Raw genomic sequence first — 17,217 nt, 5'->3', positions numbered from 1 at the left:
GTCGCGCTCTCTCCTCGTTCGGCGGTGTCTTCGACGGCGGCCTTGTTCACGACAGCGCCAGCGTGGCTTCGCGGACGGTCGTCACGACGCGCTCGACCTCGGCGTCGGTCAGCTCGGCGTGCATCGGGACGGCCAGCTGGCGCCGGAAGGCGTCCGCGGACACGGGCAACGGCGCCTGCTCGCCGTACACCGGCTGCAGGTGCGAGGCGTAGGTGCCGAAGTTGCACTGCACGCCCTGCGAACGGATGCGCAGCGCCAATGCGTCGCGGCTGACCTCCGGCGCGACCGTGAGCAAGTACGCCTGCCACGGGTGCTCGCGGTCGGGCAGCTCGACGGGCACGGTCAGCGCGGCGACGTCGGCGAAGGCCTCGTGGTAGCGCTTGGCCACCGAGCTGCGGGCGGCCAGCAGGTCGGGCAGCCGGTCGAGCTGGACGCCCATGATCGCGGCCTGGATGTCCGAGAGCCGGAAGTTGTAGCCGAGTTCGTGGAACTCCGGGATCGGCAGCGCGCCGGAGCCCTCGCGGGTGATGGCTGGCTCGATGCCGTACGTGTGCAGCTTGCGGGCGTGCGCGATCAGGTCTTCGCGGTTCGAGACGAGCGCGCCGCCCTCGCCCGCGGTGATGCCCTTGCGGCCGTGGAAGGAGAACGCGGCGAGGTCGGCGAGGCTGCCGGCCGGGCGCGTGCGGTAGGTGGCGCCCGCGGCGCAGGCGGCGTCTTCGAACAGCCAGAGGCCGTGTTTGCCGGCGATCGCCCGGTACTCGTCGAAGTCACCGGGCTGGCCGGCCACGTCGACCGCGAGGATGCCGACCGTGCGCGGGGTGATCAGCGCTTCGATCGCGGCCGGGTCGGCGCTCCAGACGTCCGGGCGGACGTCGGCGAACACCGGCTTCGCGCCGGCCTGCAGCACGGCGTGGCCGGTCGCGGGGAAGGTGTAGTCGCCGACGATCACCTCGTCGCCGGGCTGGACGCCGAGCACCTTGAGGCCGAGGAACAGGGCCGAGCCGCAGTTGCTCGTGCTCAGCGCGTGCTCGGTGCCGGTGAGCTGGGCGAAGCGCTCCTCGAACCGGCGGCAGGCGGGCCCGGCGCCGGCGAGCCAGCCCGACCGGAAGACCTCGGCGACCGCGGCCAGCTCCTCTTCGCCGACCGTGGGCTTGCCGAGCAGCACGGGTTCCTGGACGTCAGACATACCTCTCCTGAGCCTTGCGGGCCGCCGCGCCCGGTGGGGAGCGTGAACGAGGTTTGTCCCCGTTCCCTCCGTTGCGTCGGGTCGCGCCGAAGTGTATATAGGCGCCTGCCCGGCGATGGCCGGGGGACGAAACCTGCCGGTAACGAACGCCCCAATGGGGACTTTTCATCTTGGTTTGTGCTGGTGGGGTGGGGTTGGCTGGGTGTGTTAGTGGTGGGGTTGGGTGGGGGTTGTCAGGGGGTGTTGTTCGTGTTGGATGAGGGTGAGCAGGGCGCGTAGCAAGGTGCTGGCGTGGCGGGTGTGGAGTCGGAGTTTGTTCAGGATGCGCCAGGTTTTGAGGGTGGCGAATCCGGTTTCGACGGCGCGGCGGACTCCGTTGAGGATGGTGTTGGTGGTCTGTTGTGCGCTGGTCACGGGCCGGTTGGTTTCGGCTTTGTAGGGGGTGAGCACGATCTGGTCGCGTCCGGTTTGGTGGCGGAGGTCTTTGTGCCAGCCTTGGTAGCCCTTGTCGGCGATGGCGGCCAGTCCGTGGTGGTGCAGGCGGTCCAGCAGCCGGTGGCGGCGGGCGGCGGTGATGTCCGCGGTTTTCCCGGGCAGGGGTGGGGATAGCCAGAGGAGCCGGCCGTGGGTGTCGGTGAGGGCTTGGACGTTGAGGCCGTGGTGTTTGTGTTTGCCGCTGTAGTTCGGGCGGTTGGCGGTGCCGGTGCGTCGGCGGGTCGGGATCAGGGTGCCATCGACCAGTACGACCGTGTGCCCGCGGGCGGCCAGACGGGCCAGGACCCGGTCCAGGCGGGGCGCTCGGGCGGCCAGCAGCCCGATGGCCTCCAGGCCCCACCGGCGGATCGTGGAGGCGGAGGTGCTGTTGGCGCGGGCCAGGTCCAGGAGTCGCTGGTCATGCCGGAGCCATGCGAGCGCCAGGATGGCTTGCCGGCCGGGAACCGCGGTGCGCCACCGTGATCCGATATTCCGGCGATGCTCCCGGATCAGCTCGGTGAGCATGCGCAGCTGGCTGGCCGAGACGGGCAGCGCCGTCTGATAGACAATGGGCTCGGAGCCCCCGTGGTGCAGATCTTGGGTCACATCTTGATCAACATCCGGGGGCTCCGTCTCGTTCCAGCATCTCCCGCTGACACTCCCCGCCCTGGTGCCACACAACAACAACCGACACTGTCAACCACACTGACCAGCACCAACAGGATGAAAAGTCCCCAATGATGCTCCTATGGTTGGTCAAGGGGTGAGGTGTTGGAGGGCGGCGAGGTCTGCTGTGAGGTGTGGGTAGATGTTGCGGGCGATGTAGCGTTTGAGTTTGCGGATGATGTGTTTTCCGTTGCTGCGGTTGGGTGTTCGGTGTGTGGTGACGTAGTCGCGGGTGGGTTGGTGGGTGGCCATGCGGGTGATGGTGATGCGGTAGAGGGCGGCGTTGGCGTGGCGGTCGCCGCCGCGGTTGAGTCGGTGCCGGTCGGTGAGGCCTGAGCTGGCTTGGTGGGGTGCGGTGCCGGTGAGCATGGCGAAGGCGGGTTCGCTGCGGAGGCGGTCGGGGTTGTTGCCGGCGGTGATGAGCAGTTGGCCGGTGGTGTCGGGGCCGAGGCCGTGCTGGGCGAGGGTGCGGGGCGCGATGAGGGTGATCAGGGCGGTGAGCTGGGTGTTGAGCCGGGTGACGGCCTGGTCGTAGTGGCTGATCATGGTGGCGAGATCGTGCAGCGCGATGCGGGTGGCGGTGCCGGCGTCGAGCAGGGCGTGGGCGAGGCCGGTGCCGGTGTTGTCGGTGCCGGGCAGGGCCAGGCAGGCTGCCAGCAGCCGTGCCGGGGTGAGTCCGGTGAGCTGTTCGCGCAGATCGTCGGGTGCGGTGACGAGCAGGGCGCGCAGGGTGTTCCAGGCGGCGGTGCGGGCTTTGATCCAGGTGTCGCGGGTGCCGCGCAGCACCCGCACCGACTCGATCGGGCCGGTGCGGAGTTTAGGGGCGGCGGTGGCGTCGCCGGACTGCGTCGCCGCGGCGGCGCTGATCGCGTCCAGCGGGTCTGTCTTGCCTTGCCGGCGTCGTTTCTGCCGGTTCGGCCGGTTGACCTCCACCACCCGGACGTGCTCACCGGTCAGGTAGCGGGTCAGCCCGGCCCCGTAGGAGCCGGTGCCCTCCACCCCGACCGCGGTGACCGTGCCGAAGCCACGCAACCAGGCCAGCAGTGCCTGGTAGCCGGCACCGGTCGCGGCGAACCGGCGGGTGCCCAGCACCTGCCCGAGCGCGTTCTTCACCGCGGCCCAGTGGAAGTCACGATGGGTGTCCACCCCCGCCGTGATCACCTGCCCGGTGGCCGCGGCATCGGCGGTGACAGGGGCGGGCTGGGTTTTACCGGGGAGTTTTGCCATGCTGGTCGTGTCGTTCCTTCTCGGATGGTTCTGGGCGGGCAACGGCACCCCACCGAACCGCGGTGAGCGGACAACACTGTGATCAGCGGCCTGCGGCTACAGGCTCCTATCAGGTCACACACCCCGCACCCGGTGAGGCAAGCGGGACCACCGGGCCGGCCGACAGATCATTGGACAGACACCAACGGTCAGTGGCATACAGAGTCACACCGGCCCGGTGACCCCACCCCCACATCCTCACAGTGGCGTTGGGTGCGCTCAACGCACCGAACGCCACATTGGGGCGCATGCGGCAGGGGCCCGCCTAGGCTGAGCGCATGCGGATCGGGGCGCTGGGGGCGGTCACGGCCTGGGAGCCGTCGGGTGGCGCGGTCTCCGTGGGCGGGCCGCGGGTGCGGGCGCTGCTGGCGCTGCTCGCCGTGGACGCGGGCCGGTTCGTGGCCGCCGAGCGGCTGATCGACGGCATGTACGGCGAGGACCCGCCGGACGGCGCGGCGAACGCGCTGCAATCGCAGGTCTCGCGGCTGCGGGGCGCGCTGAAGGCCGTCGCGCCGGTCGAGTTCACCGCCGCCGGCTACCGGCTCGTGGTGGATCCCGAGGACGTCGACGTGCACCGCTTCGAGCGGCTGGCCGGTGACGGGCGGCGCGAGCTGGCCGCGGGTGACGCCGCCCGCGCGAGCGAGCTGCTAGGCGAAGCGCTGGCGTTGTGGCGCGGTCCCGCGTTCGCCGACGTCACCGAAGCGCCCTTCGCGGCGACGCAGTCGACGCGGCTCGAAGAGCTGCGCGCGGACGTCGCCGCCGACCGGGTGGACGCCGAGATCTCGCTCGGCCGTGCTGCGGGCGTGCTCGACGAGCTGCGCGCCACCGTCGCCGAACAGCCGTTGCGGGAACGATCGCGCGCCCAGCTCGTACGGGCTTTGCAGGCGGCGGGCCGGTCCGCGGAAGCGCTGGCCGCGTTCGAGGACGCCCGCCGGACGCTGGCCGACGAACTCGGCGCCGACCCCGGGCCCGAGCTGGCCGAGGCGCACCTGGCCGCGCTGCGGAGCGAGCCGGTGAAACCCGCTTCGGCGCTTCCCGCGCAGCTGACCAGCTTCGTCGGCCGTGACGGCGAGCTGCAGCAGGTCGCCGAGCTGTTGCGGCACGCCCGGCTCGTCACGCTGTTGGGTCCCGGCGGCACCGGCAAAACGCGGCTGGCCGTGGAGGTCGCGGCGACCGGCGCGGAGCCGGTGACCTTCGTGGCGCTGGCGCCGCACGTCGCGGGTGACGTGGTGCAGGCCGTGCTCAGCGCGCTCGGCCTGCGTGAAAACGCTTCGCCGCGGCGTGGCACCGTCGGGCCGGATCCGGTGGACCGGCTGGTTGCGGCCCTGCGCGACCGCGCCCCGTTGCTGGTCCTCGACAACTGCGAACACGTCGTCGACGCCGCCGCCCGGCTGCTCGCGCGCCTGCTGCCCGCGTGCCCGGGCTTGCGGGTGCTCGCGACGAGCCGGGAGCCGCTGGGCATCACCGGTGAGCAGCTGGCGCCCGTGCCCCGGCTCGCCGTGCCGCCGCCGGGCACCCCGGCCGAGCAGGCACTTGGCTTCCCGGCCGCGCGGCTGTTCGCGGACCGGGCCGCGGCGAGCGATCCGGCGTTCCGGGTGGACGACGGCACGATCGGCGACGTCCAGCACATCTGCGCCGCGCTCGACGGCCTGCCGCTGGCGCTGGAGCTGGCCGCCGCGCGGGTCCGGACGCTGCCCGTCGGCGAGATCGCCGCCCGCCTCGACGACCGGTTCCGCCTGCTGGCTCGCGGCAGCCGGACGGCGGAGGCGCGGCACCGTTCGCTGCGCGGCGTCGTCGAGTGGAGCTGGGAGCTGCTGGACGACGACGAGCGCCGCCTCGCGCGCCGGCTCACCGTGTTCCCCGGCGGCGCGACGCTGGCCGCGGCCGAGGAGGTCTGCGGGGTGCCCGATGCCGTCGACCTGTTGCCGGGGCTGGCGGACAAGTCGCTGGTGGAGGCGTCCGGCGATCGGTACCGGATGCTGGAGACCATCCGCGCCTTCTGCGCCGAAAAGCTCACCGGCGCGGGCGAAACCGAGCAGCTGCACCGGGCCCACGCGCTGGTCTTCCTGCGGCTGGCCGAGGAGGCGGACCCCAAGCTGCGCACCGCCGAGCAGCTGGAATGGCTGGAGCGGCTCGACGCCGAGTACGACAACCTCGTCGCCGCCCTGCGCTGGGCGACCGAGGAAGACCTGCCCACGGCGTTCCGGCTGACGGCTGCGCTCGCGGCGTACTGGTGGATGCGCGGACGGCGTTACGAGGGCGCGATGCTTTCGCTGGAGATCGTGAAGCGCTGCGGGCCGGAACCGCCGCGCGAGTACGCCGAGGAGTTCCTCATGTGCGTGCTGAACGCGATGTCCGCCGGCCCCGGCCAGGACGCGACCGCACACTTCAAGTCCCTTGTGGAGGGTTACGCGGCGGATATGTCTTGGGCGCCAAGGCATCCGATGCTGAGCATGCTGATGGGCGTGGTGATCGGCCCGCCCGCCGACGACTCGGAGCTGTACGTGCGCAGCCGGCTGATGGCGCACGGCGACCCGTGGACCAGCGCGCTGGTGCCGATGGGCCTCGGCCTGCGCTCGATGCTCATGGGCGACCTCGACACGGCCGAGCGGAGCCTGCGCGAGGGCGAGGCGCGGTACCGCGAGCTGGGCGAGCGATGGGGACTTTCGATGACGCTCGACCACCTCTCGCAGATGCTCACCTGGAGCGGCCGGCACGACGAGGCGCTGACCGCGATGACCGAGTCCATGGGCCTGATGCAACAGCTCGGCGCCGCCGACGACTACGCCGACCTGCTCTGCCGCCGCGCCGACAGCCGGTCGCTGCGCGGTGACTTCGCGGGCGCCCGCGCGGACTACGAGCTGACGATCTCGCTCGCGCGCCGCTCCGGCATGCCCGAAACGCGCGCATCGGCGTACGTCGGGCTGGCCGGCCTCGCCCGCCGCACCGGCGACCTGGCGACCGCGCGCTCGCTGGCGGACCGCGCGCTGGCGGAGTGCACCAGTAGCTCGTACTCGGTCGCCGCGGTCCGCGCGTCGGCGACGATCGAACTCGGCTGGATCGCGCTGGCGGACGGCCATCCGGCCCAGGCGAGGGTCCGGATGAGCGAAGCCGTGGCATCGGCCGGCCAGTGGCGGGACAGCATGGTGCTGGCCGCGGCGCTGGAGGGCGTTGCCGGCGCGGCGAACCTGGAGGACCGGCCCGAGGAAGCCGCGTTGCTGCTGGGCGCGGCGGTCGCCGTCCGGGGAACGGAGCTGGTCGGCCAGCCCGACGTCACGCAGGTGACCGCCTCGGCGCAGGCTCGGCTGGGACCGGACTTCGCGACGAAGTACGCGGCCGGACGGGCGCTGACCACGCCGAAAGCCCTGACCGCGGCCGGGATCGAACCGGCTCCCTGATCAGGCTCGTGAGTGTTTATGACGGTTCTAACCGTCATAAACACTCACGAGCCCTGTTGCGCGTGCTGATCGGCGGCGCGCTGCTCGACCACTTCTGGTGGGGCTCGGTGTTCCTGGTCAACGTGCCGGTGGTCGCCGTGCTGATCCTGGTCGGACTGGCGGTGCTGCCGGAATCGCGCAACCCACGGCCGGGGCGGATCGACCTGGTCAGCGTCGGGCTGTCGCTCGTCGGGATCCTCGGCGTGGTCTACACGATCAAGGAAATCGCGTACAAGGGCCTGGATCACTGGGACATCTACGCCGCCGCGATCGTCGGCGTCGGCTGCCTCCTGACGTTCGTGCTGCGGCAGCCGCGGCTGCGCGAGCCGCTGATGGACCTGAAGCTGTTCGGCAACCGCGCGTTCTCCGCGACGATCGGGGTGACGGTGCTGGCGATGTTCGCGCAGCTGGCCGTTTCGCTGATGGCCGCGCAGTACTTCCAGCTCGTACTCGGCTGGTCGCCGCTGAAGTCCGGGCTCGCCGGGCTGCCCGGGATGGGCGGCGCGATGATCGGCGGGACGCTCGGCGCGGTGCTGATCAAGTCGCTCAGCCGCGCCGGCACGGTCACCCTCGGCTGTGCCGCCTCCGCGCTCGGCTTCGCGCCGTACAGCCGGCTCGGCGTCACCACCGGCTACCCGTACCTGCTCGTGACCATGGCGGTGTTCGGGATCGGGCTCGCGCTGGTGCTGACCGTCGCCACGGACACCGTGCTCGGCGTGGTGCCGAAAGAGCGGGCCGGCGCGGCTTCGGCGATCTCCGAGACGGCCACGGAACTCGGTGGCGCGCTGGGGATCGCGGTGCTGGGGAGTGTGCTGGGTTCGCTGTACCGGGACGGGCTGGTGCTGCCGGGCGGGCTTTCGGCCGCGGCCGCGGATTCGGCCCGGGGCACCCTCGGCGGCGCGGTCCAGGTCGCGGCCCAGGTCCCCGGCGGACAGGCCTTGCTGGCCAGCGCGCGGGAAGCGTTCGTCGGCGGGCTGCAGGTGACGATGCTGGCGGCCGCCGGCCTGATGGTCGTGGTGACGGTGGTGGCCTGGGTGGCGTTGAAGGGCGTGCCGAAGGTGCTCGACGACCACGCCGAGGTCGAAGAGCCCGTGCTCGTTTAACGGCGGGGTGCGGCCAGCGGCACGGCGTGCTTGTCCCCGGAGCGAACCATGGCACGCAACGGTTTTGTCGCCAGGGACAGGAAGCGGGCCGCGGCCGGGCGTCGGTTGCGGCGGGCGATGTCGGGGCCGAAGGCGGCCATCAGGGTCACCAGGCCGGGCAACGGGCGGACGTACAGGGTCGCCTCGACGATCAGGTCGTCCTCGATGCGGAGCAAGGCCGATTCCTCCACCGGTTCGTCGCCGATCTGGGCGGTGTAGATGACCACCCGGGCCTGTTCATCGCCCAGATCGGTGTGGAACCGCACGTTTTCCAGGTGGCTGTACGCGACTTCGATCAACGGCCGCAGTTCCTCGTGGCCGGTGAAGCGGACTCGGCCGGTCAGCGGGGAATGCAGCACGGCGCCGTCGGCGAAGGCGGTCATGGCCAGGTCCACGTCGCCGGTTTCGGCGGCCTTGCGGTAGCGCTCGGTGACCTTCATACGTCCTCCCGGATCAGGTCTCGCAGGCCGCGCCAGAGGAGGTCGACGGTCAGGGCCACCACGTCCTCACGGGGCACGTCGCGGTTCGACCACCACCAGCGCGCGATGGCGTTCAGTGCGCTCTTGCACGCCTCGGCCAGCACGGCGTCGGCGCGCTCGCGTGACAGGCGCGCGGTCAGGTCCAGGCGCGGGACCAGGCGGAACACCGTGGTCAGCTGCTCGGTCGCCCGCTGCTGGCCGAGGCGGTGCATCTCCGCGACGGCCGGGTCGGCCGGCGTCTCCGCGAAGATCATCCGCCAGCCCTGCTCGTGCGCCTCGATCCACGCGAAGATCGCGGCGACGCGACTGTGCAGCAGTTCCTCCGCACCGGCGGCGGGCGGCAGCTCGGCCCAGCCGGCCAGCAGGCTGTCCACTTCGGACTCCAGCAGGCTCGCGTAGAGGTCGGCTTTGGCCGGAAAATGGTCGTACAGCACCGGTGTGCTGATTCCGGCGGCGGCCGCGACCTCACGCATCCCCGCCGCCGCGTACCCCGTTGAGGCGAACACCCCGGCGGCCGCCGTGAGGATGCGCGCCCGGCGTTCCGCCCTGGTCAACCGCTTGCCTGACATCGGTCAGGTACGTTACCAGAATAACCTGACGATTGTTAGGTTAGGCGCTCGCGGACCCCGGCGCGTAGCCTTTCCGACCGTGCGGAACGTCGTGGTGATCGGTGGGGGAATCGTCGGCCTGGCGGTGGCCTGGGAGCTGTCGAAGCGCGGGCAGGACGTCACGGTGCTCGAGAAGGAGGGCCGCTGGGCGGCGCACCAGACCGGGCACAACTCGAACGTCGTGCACGCCGGCCTGTACTACAAGCCCGGCTCGTTCAAGGCGCGGATGTCCGTGGCCGGCAACCGGTCCATTGTGGACTTCGCCCGGCAGTACGGCGTGCCGGTCGAGGTCTGCGGGAAGCTCGTGGTGGCCACCGAGCCCGCCGAGCTGCCGGCGCTGGCCACGCTCGCCGAACGCGCGGAGGCCAACGGCGTCCCGGCCAAGCAGGTGTCGCCCGCCGAAGCCCGCGAGTACGAGCCCGAGGTGGCGTGCGTCGGCGCACTGCGGGTGGAGTCGACGGGCATCATCGACTACGAAGCCGTCTGCGCCACGCTCGTCCGTCTGCTCGACGAGGCCGACGCCGACCTGCGGCTGAACACCGCGGCGCTCGGCATCCGCCCCGGCCGCCACGGCGGGGTCGAGGTCGCCACCGGCACCGAGGTGCTGCAGGCCGACGCGCTGGTGAACTGCGCGGGCCTGCAGTCCGACCGCGTCGCCGAGCTGGCCGGCCTGACGCCGAGCGCCCGCATCGTGCCGTTCCGCGGCGAGTACTACGAGCTCAAGCCCGAACGCCGCCACCTCGTGCGCGGCCTGATCTACCCAGTGCCGGACCCGACGCTGCCGTTCCTCGGCGTCCACCTCACGCGGATGCTCGACGGCAGCGTCCACGCGGGACCGAACGCCGTGCTCGCGTTGCGGCGCGAGGGCTACCGATGGGCCGACGTGTCCCCGAAGGACCTCGCCGACGTCGCCCGTTTCCCCGGCGCCTGGCGGCTCGCGAAGAAGTACGCGTTCCCGACCGGGCTGGAGGAAGTGCGGCGCTCGTTCTCGAAGAAGCGCTTCGCCGCCAGCCTCGCGCGCCTCGTCCCCGCGGTCACGGAGCACGACATCGTCCGCCACGGCTCGGGCGTGCGCGCGCAGGCCCTGCGGCCCGACGGCTCGCTCGTCGACGACTTCCTCATCGAGACCGCGCGGGACCAGGTGCACGTCCTCAACGCCCCGTCCCCGGCGGCCACGAGCGCGCTCGAAATCGCCCGGCACATCGCGGACCAGGTCTCGGCTTAGGCCTGCTACCAGCGCAAAAAGATCTTCTGAAGTTTTTTCCGGAAATCGGTGAACCGCCCGAGCCCCCAGCCCCGTGTGATGGCCGACCGAGGAAGCACACGGGAGGGTCCGGGGACATGAACCACAACGGCTCACACTTCGACGCGACGATGAAGCTCGTTCTGCCGCAGCAGAACCGGCAGTCGGTGAAGTCGTTGCCCGGACAGGACCTCGGCCGCGTGGTGAAGCTGGTCCAGCGGGCCGGCGAGACGAAGCCGCTGCGCGTCGACGTGGCCGGCGGCGGGCCGGTCGGGCTGATCTTCGCCTGCACGCTGCGTTCGATGATGGGCGAGCAGGCCAAGATCCGCGTGTACGACCGGCGCTGGACCCGGCGCGGCAACCGCATCGTCTGGCGCGGCAAGGAAGAGGGCAACAACCGCCGCGAGCAGGTCGTCACGCTGCAGAGCAACGTCTGGGGCCAGATGCCGCAGCTGATGCAGCAGCGCCTGTTCGTCGCCGGCAAGCACTCCGAGATGTGGCCGCTGGGCCCGGACTCCCCCGCCGAGCGCGGCCGCCCGCGCAACATCAAGATCCGCTGGATCGAGGACTGCCTGCTCGAGATGGCGCAGGACGTCTACGGCATCGAGCTGGTCCCCGAGCCCTACGCCCAGCCCGACGCCTGGAGCGAGGTCGACGTGCTCGCGATCTGCGACGGCGCCCGCTCCAAGACCCGTGACGACCTCAAGGACGCGTTCGGCACCTCCAGCCGCGACCTCTACTCGGTGAACGGCGCGCCGCTGGACGAGACCGTGCTCGGCATCCGCGTGAAGGGCAAGCTGCCGGACGAGTTCACCGTGCCGCTCACGGTGTGCCAGAACCGCTTCCTGTTCAACTCCCTCGGCGGCGGCTTCATCAACATGCGCCTCACCGCCGAGGAGGCCTCCGAACTCGTGGCCTACGGCGAAAACGGCCCGGTCGAGTGCATCGGCAAGTTCGGCTGCACCATGCGCCCGGACGGCGACAAGTTCGTCTGCGACCGGCACAAGTCCGTGTTCAAGCCGTCGGTGGACGCGCTCTCGTTCCTGTGGCCGCGGATCGCCGACGGCATCAAGTTCTTCGGCGTCGGACTGGAGGACGTCGTCGGCATCACCACGTTCAAGCTCGGCATGACGCAGAACCCGAAGTTCACCGCGCAGCTCGCGCCCGCCACGTTCGGCTTCCTGCTCGGCGACGCCGCCAACTCGCTGCACTTCTGGCCCGGCCGCGGCCTCAACACCGGGGTCAAGAGCGTGCAGTCGCTGGCCGCGAACCTGAAGGCCCGCTGGTCCGGCCGCTCGTTCCGCGCCGCGGACTTCGCCGCGCACGAGGGCCTGATGCAGCAGCTGCAGTACCGCGAGAAGTCCCGCGCCTGGACCACCATGCTGATGCCCGACGAGAACGGCGCGCCGCGCGGCATCGAGGACCGCATCCGCGCCGGGCTGGCCGGCGGGCACGACCGCCAGGCCCTCACCGAGACGCTGTTCCAGCGGCTCAAGTCCATCAAGGACCGGATGGCGGGCCGGATGGGGAACCTGCCCGACGACGGCTGGTACCGCGCCCGGATCAACGGCCTGGACACGAAAACCCTGGCCGTGATGGTGGAATCCGGCTCCTGGATCACCCGGGAGATCGGCGGCGAAGAGGTCGCGGTGGACCTCGACCTCAAGCGGCCCGCGGCCCCCGCTCCGGCGCCGGTCCCGGTTCCGGCTCGGTGTGCGGCGCCGGTTCCGGCCGTGGCTCGGGTCGCGGCCCCGGTTCGGCCGTCGGTCCCGGTTCCGGCTCGGGCGCTGGTCGCGGCTTCGGCCGCGCCGCAGCCGGTCCGGACCGCGCCGCCGAACATCCCCGCCGCGCGCAACGTGCCGGTCGCGCCGCCGCGCACCGTCGCCCCGTCCTGGGGCCCGGCCCGTCCGGCGGCACCGCAGCGGAGCGTGGCGCTCGCCGGCTGAGCCCCGGCGTGGTGCGTCAGGTGGGCAGGTTCGCGGTGACCAGCGGAATGCCCGCCTTGACGGCGTCGCAGGACTTGCTCGGATCGTCCAGGTACCCGCTGACGATCTCGACCGACGAGGTGTCCGACAGCGCCAGCCCGGCAGCGCAGTTCACGCCGCCGGAGTCGTTGAAGTTGGCGAAGACCGACCACTTGCGGCCACCGCCGCCGTCGACCTGCTCGACCGGCGGCACGTCCATGCCGATCCACTTCGTCACCGGCACGTCCGGGCCGAGCCAGACCTCGAACGCCTTCTGGCCGCGGTCCCCGTCGGTGTCCTTCCAGAGGCAGTACGTGACGTTCGGCGAGGGGCTGTCGGAGATGTTCTTCGCGCCCGTCGTCTCCATTTTCAGCTGCGCGGCCTGCTCGGGCTTGAGCAGTGCGCACGGGTCGAGCGCCGCGACCGGCCCGCTCGGCAGAGCCGAGGTCGACGGCGAGGCCGCGCTGATCGGCGGCGCCGGCTGCCCGCCCGGCAGGCCCGCGGCCACCTGGGGGACCACCTGCTTCGCCAGTTCGCAGGCCTTGTCCTCGTCCTGGAAAGAGACGCTCACGAAGGCGAACGACTTCGCGCCGAGCGTGGTGTACAGATCGCAGCTGCCGGGGATGAACGCGCCGTACCGCGTCCAGTCGAGCCCGCCCAGCTTCACCGGCGGGGCCTTGACCACGGCGCCCTGCAGGTAGTTGTCGAGGGTCTGGTCCACGGCCCAGCCGACGTTCAGGATCACCGAGGGCGAGACGTCGTCCTTGGTGTGCCACAAGCACATCGCGGGCGCGCGCTGCGCCTCGCTGGCCGGGACGCCGTGGCCGGACGCCCGGTAGCCGAGCGCGTCGAGCTGCTGGGCGTTCAGCAGCTTGCACGGGTCGACGACCTGTTTCACCGGCCCCTGCCCCGGCAACGGCGAGGCCGTGCCCCCGACCGTCACCGTGCACCCCGCGAGCAGCACGGCCGCGGCCGTGACCGTCAGGCCCGCGCGGACTCCCCTGAACCCCATCGATGTTCCTCCCGTTCGGCCCGCACCCTACTGGGCCGGACGGCGGCGCACCGGCTCATCTGCGGAAACCGCCGTTGTCGATCACACCCAATAGCAATACCGGTATAGTAATACCTCAGGTTTCCGCTGCCCGGAGGAACAAGATGTTCGAGGTCGCCGAACGCGCCCAGGTCCGTGACGAGCTGATCGCCGCGGCCCGCCGTGACGCCGGCATCGTCGGTGCCGCTCTGGTCGGATCGGCCGCTCGCGGCGTCGAGGACCGGTGGTCGGACATCGACCTCGTCCTCCAGCTCGCCGAAGACGCGGACGAGGCCTCGGTCGTCGCGCGTTGGACCCGCTCGCTCAACGACAAGTTCGGAGTCGCCGACACCCTCGACGTGATTTCGCGCGAGGGAGTCCGCTATCGGGTCTTCCTGCTCGACTCGTCACTGCAGGTCGATCTGTCGTTCTGGCCCCGCGATCTGTTCCGCGCCACCGAGGACGGCTTCCGGCTCGTCTTCGGTCGGGCCAACGAGCCGACGAGCCCACCGGAACCCGGCAGCGCGCAGGTGATCGGCATGGCCTGGCTCTACGCGGTGCACGCCCGTTCGGCCATCGCCCGCGGGCGGACGTGGCAAGCGGTCATGATGCTCGACGAGCTTCGCGACCAGATCATCACGTTGTTGTGCCTGTGGCACGGTTTGAACCCTTGGCACGGCCGTGAAGTCGACCGCTTGCCCAGGCAGGCGCTGGAGGCGTTGAGCGAAGGCCGGGCGAGTTCGGTCAGCTTGACGGAGCTCGAACGGTCTCGGCAGATCCTGCTCCGGCACTACCTGACCGTCGTCGATCACCACGATGCCGAGCGCGCGGCCGCCCTTCGCCGCGCGCTCGGCTAGGCCCTGCCCACAATCAAAAGCGAGTCAGCGCTTCTTCACCGGCTCCAGCACCTCACGGCCGCCGACGAACGGGCGCAGCGCCTCGGGCACCAGCACCGAGCCGTCGGGCTGCTGGTGGTTCTCCATGATCGCGACAATCCAGCGGGTGGTCGCGAGGGTGCCGTTCAGCGTGGCCGCGATCAGGGGCTTGCCGTTCTCGCCGCGGTAGCGGACCGACAGCCGGCGGGCCTGGAACGTGGTGCAGTTCGAGGTGGACGTCAGCTCGCGGTAGGTCTCCTGCGTCGGGACCCAGGCCTCGCAGTCGAACTTGCGGTGGGCGGACGTGCCGAGGTCGCCGGTGGCCGTGTCGATCACCCGGTACGGGACGTCGATCTTGGCCAGCATCTGCTCTTCCCAGCCGAGCAGCCGGGCGTGCTCGGCCTCCGCGTCCTCCGGCTTGGTGTAGACGAACATCTCCACCTTGTCGAACTGGTGCACGCGGATGATGCCGCGGGTGTCCTTGCCGTACGAGCCGGCCTCGCGCCGGTAGCAGGACGACCAGCCGGCGTAGCGGCGCGCGCCGTCGGCGAGGTCGAGGATCTCGTCGGAGTGGAAGCCCGCGAGCGGCACCTCCGAGGTGCCCACGAGGTACAGGTCGTCGTCGCGCAGGCGGTACACCTCCGACGCGTGCGCGCCGAGGAAACCGGTGCCGGCCATGATCTCCGGGCGCACCAGCGAGGGCGTGATCATCGGCGTGAAGCCGTTTTCCAGCGCCTGCGCGATGGCCATGTTCAGCAGCCCGAGCTGCAGCTGCGCGCCGACGCCCGAGAGGAAGTAGAACCGCGAGCCCGAAACCTTCGCGCCGCGCTCCATGTCGACCGCGCCGAGGCCCTCCATCAGCTCGAGGTGATCGAGCGGGGTGAAGTCGAACTTCCGCGGCTCGCCGACGGTCTTGAGCACGGTGAAGTCGTCCTCGCCGCCGACCGGCGCGTCCGGGTGCACCAGGTTCGGCACGGTGCGGAAGAGCTGGTCGAACTCCTCCGACGCCTCGTTCTGCTCGACCTCGGCGGCCTTCACCTGGGCCGAAAGGTCCTTCGCCCGCGTCAGCAGCTCGGCCTTCTCCTCCGGCGGCGCCTTCGGCACGAGCTTGCTCACGGACTTCTGCTCGGCCCGCAGCTTGTCGGCGCTCGCGATCGCGGAGCGGCGCCGGGAGTCGAAGCCGAGCAGCTTGTCGACCACCCCTTCGTCCTCACCACGGGCACGCTGCGACGCGCGCACGCCTTCCGGGTCTTCACGCAGAGTCCTGGGATCAATCACGGGGATGAGGGTAGTCGCAGGCCAGCTACGCCTTCGACGCAGTTTCCCGTACACACTGTGCGGGCGCTTCCGCACAAGCCGACAGTCTGATCGTTGTCGCCCGTTTCCCCGGCTCCCCATACTCGCCACAGGCCGAAACGGACGGAGAACGACATGACCGACGACCTGCTCGCGCGCCACCAGGCGGTACTGCCGTCGTGGATGTCGCTGTTCTACAAAGAGCCGCTCGAGATCGTGCACGCGCAGGACCGCCGGATGACCGACTCCAACGGCCGCACCTACCTCGACTTCTTCGCCGGCGTGCTGACCAACTCGATCGGCTACGACGTCGCCGAAATCGGTGACGCCGTACGCAAGCAGCTTGACACCGGCGTGCTGCACACGTCCACGCTGTACCTGATCCGCTCGCAGGTCGAGCTGGCCGAGCGGATCGCGAAGCTCTCGGGCATCCCCGACGCCAAGGTTTTCTTCACCAGCACCGGCAGCGAGGCCAACGACACCGCGCTGATGCTGGCCACGCAGTTCCGCCGCAGCAGCCAGGTGCTGGCGCTGCGCAACTCGTACCACGGGCGCTCGTTCGGCACCGTCGCGATCACCGGCAACCGCGGCTGGTCGGCTTCGGCGCTAAGCCCGGTGAAGGTGAACTACGTGCACGGCGGCTACCGCTACCGCAGCCCGTTCAAGGACCTGTCGGACTCCGCCTACATCGACGCCTGCGTGGCCGATCTCGTCGACATCCTGCAGATCGCCACCTCGGGTGACGTCGCGTGCCTGATCGCCGAGCCGATCCAGGGCGTCGGCGGGTTCAGCCTGCCGCCGGACGGGCTGTTCAAGGCGATGAAGGAAGTACTGGACGAGTACGGAATCCTGTTCATCTCCGACGAGGTCCAGGCCGGCTGGGGCCGCACCGGCGAGCACTTCTGGGGCATCCAGGCGCACGACGTGGTGCCGGACATGATGACCTTCGCCAAGGGCCTCGGCAACGGCCTCGCGATCGGCGGCGTGGTCGGCCGGGGTGACGTGCTGGACTGCTTCCAGGCCCAGTCGTTCTCGACCTTCGGCGGCAACCCGGTCTCGATGGTCGGCGCCACCGCCGTGCTCGACTACATCAGCGACCACGACCTCCAGGCCAACTGCACCGCCCGCGGCAACCAGCTCCTGTCCGGCCTGCGCGCCGTGGCGAACCCGGTGATCGGCGAGGTCCGCGGCAAGGGCCTGATGATCGGCGTCGAACTGGTCGAGCCGGGCACGACCACGCCGAGCATTCGCGCCGCGGCGCGAATGCTGGAGGAAACCCGCAAACGCGGCCTCCTCATCGGCAAGGGCGGCCTCCACGGCAACGTCCTGCGCATCGGCCCCCCGATGACCCTGACCGAAGCCGAAGCCCAAGAAGGCCTCGACATCCTGGTCGACGCATTGGCCGCCACCCACGCCGCCCTCACCTGACGCGCCCCGCCCCGGCCCGGCCCGAACGCCGTCAAGGACTCCTTACCCGCGTCCAACGCAGGTAAGGAGTCCTTGACGGCACTTCCCCGGAGCCGAGGCCCGAAATCTGTCGCCCCACCCCGG

The 17,217-nt window shown here is 70.9% G+C and carries 13 protein-coding genes; 6 read left to right on the top strand and 7 right to left on the bottom strand.

All coding sequences use genetic code 11. The features are described from left to right. Positions 1 to 46: 46 nt before the first annotated feature. The 3 genes from OG371_RS16480 to OG371_RS16470 all read right to left on the bottom strand — a co-directional run bounded on the left by OG371_RS16480 (position 47) and on the right by OG371_RS16470 (position 3,553). On the bottom strand, positions 47 to 1,186 hold the full coding sequence (locus OG371_RS16480; RefSeq protein WP_329070148.1) for a DegT/DnrJ/EryC1/StrS family aminotransferase: 1,140 nt from the start codon (positions 1,184 to 1,186) through the stop codon (positions 47 to 49). A gap of 207 nt (positions 1,187 to 1,393) precedes the next feature. After that, on the bottom strand, positions 1,394 to 2,266 hold the full coding sequence (locus OG371_RS16475; RefSeq protein ID WP_329070146.1) for a transposase family protein: 873 nt from the start codon (positions 2,264 to 2,266) through the stop codon (positions 1,394 to 1,396). Positions 2,267 to 2,416: 150 nt separating this feature from the next. Beyond that, positions 2,417 to 3,553 carry an IS110 family transposase gene (locus OG371_RS16470; protein ID WP_329069521.1) on the bottom strand — a complete coding sequence of 379 codons (1,137 nt, stop codon included), beginning with the start codon at positions 3,551 to 3,553 and terminating at the stop codon, positions 2,417 to 2,419. 317 nt (positions 3,554 to 3,870) lie between these two features. Here OG371_RS16470 and OG371_RS16465 point away from each other — a divergent pair, with 317 nt between their 5' ends. Both OG371_RS16465 and OG371_RS16460 read left to right on the top strand, forming a co-directional pair. Continuing rightward, positions 3,871 to 6,990 (top strand): ATP-binding protein, encoded by a 3,120-nt coding sequence (locus OG371_RS16465; protein WP_329070144.1) that lies wholly within the window; start codon positions 3,871 to 3,873, stop codon positions 6,988 to 6,990. Positions 6,991 to 7,052: 62 nt separating this feature from the next. Beyond that, positions 7,053 to 8,132: an MFS transporter gene (locus OG371_RS16460; protein ID WP_329073109.1), complete on the top strand. Its 1,080-nt coding sequence runs from the start codon at positions 7,053 to 7,055 to the stop codon at positions 8,130 to 8,132. Here the strand turns inward: OG371_RS16460 and OG371_RS16455 are convergent. Then, positions 8,129 to 8,611, bottom strand: coding sequence for a nuclear transport factor 2 family protein (locus OG371_RS16455; RefSeq protein WP_329070143.1), 483 nt, complete (start codon positions 8,609 to 8,611; stop codon positions 8,129 to 8,131). The two genes, OG371_RS16460 and OG371_RS16455, sit on opposite strands and share 4 nt — an antisense overlap. Then, positions 8,608 to 9,219: a TetR/AcrR family transcriptional regulator gene (locus OG371_RS16450; protein WP_329070140.1), complete on the bottom strand. Its 612-nt coding sequence runs from the start codon at positions 9,217 to 9,219 to the stop codon at positions 8,608 to 8,610. Before OG371_RS16450 ends, OG371_RS16455 begins: the two co-directional genes overlap by 4 nt. Positions 9,220 to 9,298: 79 nt before the next feature. On the opposite strand from OG371_RS16450, the gene lhgO reads away from it, so the two are divergent. Both lhgO and OG371_RS16440 read left to right on the top strand, forming a co-directional pair. Beyond that, positions 9,299 to 10,483: an L-2-hydroxyglutarate oxidase gene (gene lhgO / locus OG371_RS16445; protein WP_329070139.1), complete on the top strand. Its 1,185-nt coding sequence runs from the start codon at positions 9,299 to 9,301 to the stop codon at positions 10,481 to 10,483. 116 nt (positions 10,484 to 10,599) lie between these two features. After that, entirely contained in the window at positions 10,600 to 12,447 is a 1,848-nt protein-coding gene (locus tag OG371_RS16440) for a hypothetical protein (RefSeq protein WP_329070137.1), read from the top strand. A 16-nt stretch (positions 12,448 to 12,463) separates the two neighbouring features. Here OG371_RS16440 and OG371_RS16435 read toward each other — a convergent pair whose 3' ends face one another. Further along, on the bottom strand, positions 12,464 to 13,477 hold the full coding sequence (locus OG371_RS16435; protein WP_329070135.1) for a DUF3558 family protein: 1,014 nt from the start codon (positions 13,475 to 13,477) through the stop codon (positions 12,464 to 12,466). Positions 13,478 to 13,551: 74 nt separating this feature from the next. On the opposite strand from OG371_RS16435, the gene OG371_RS16430 reads away from it, so the two are divergent. Then, the gene (locus tag OG371_RS16430) at positions 13,552 to 14,352 is read left to right on the top strand and encodes a nucleotidyltransferase domain-containing protein (RefSeq protein WP_329070134.1); all 801 of its coding nucleotides are present in this window, start codon (positions 13,552 to 13,554) and stop codon (positions 14,350 to 14,352) included. A gap of 24 nt (positions 14,353 to 14,376) precedes the next feature. Here OG371_RS16430 and serS read toward each other — a convergent pair whose 3' ends face one another. Beyond that, entirely contained in the window at positions 14,377 to 15,648 is a 1,272-nt protein-coding gene (gene serS, locus OG371_RS16425; protein ID WP_329070132.1) for a serine--tRNA ligase, read from the bottom strand. A gap of 153 nt (positions 15,649 to 15,801) precedes the next feature. On the opposite strand from serS, the gene OG371_RS16420 reads away from it, so the two are divergent. Then, positions 15,802 to 17,094, top strand: coding sequence for an aspartate aminotransferase family protein (locus OG371_RS16420; RefSeq protein WP_329070130.1), 1,293 nt, complete (start codon positions 15,802 to 15,804; stop codon positions 17,092 to 17,094). Positions 17,095 to 17,217 lie beyond the last annotated feature (123 nt).

It is taken from the genome of Amycolatopsis sp. NBC_01480, from assembly GCF_036227205.1.
GTDB lineage: Bacteria > Actinomycetota > Actinomycetes > Mycobacteriales > Pseudonocardiaceae > Amycolatopsis.
Note: the sequence above shows the minus strand (reverse complement) of the source record. Positions and strands in the feature narration are given on the sequence as shown.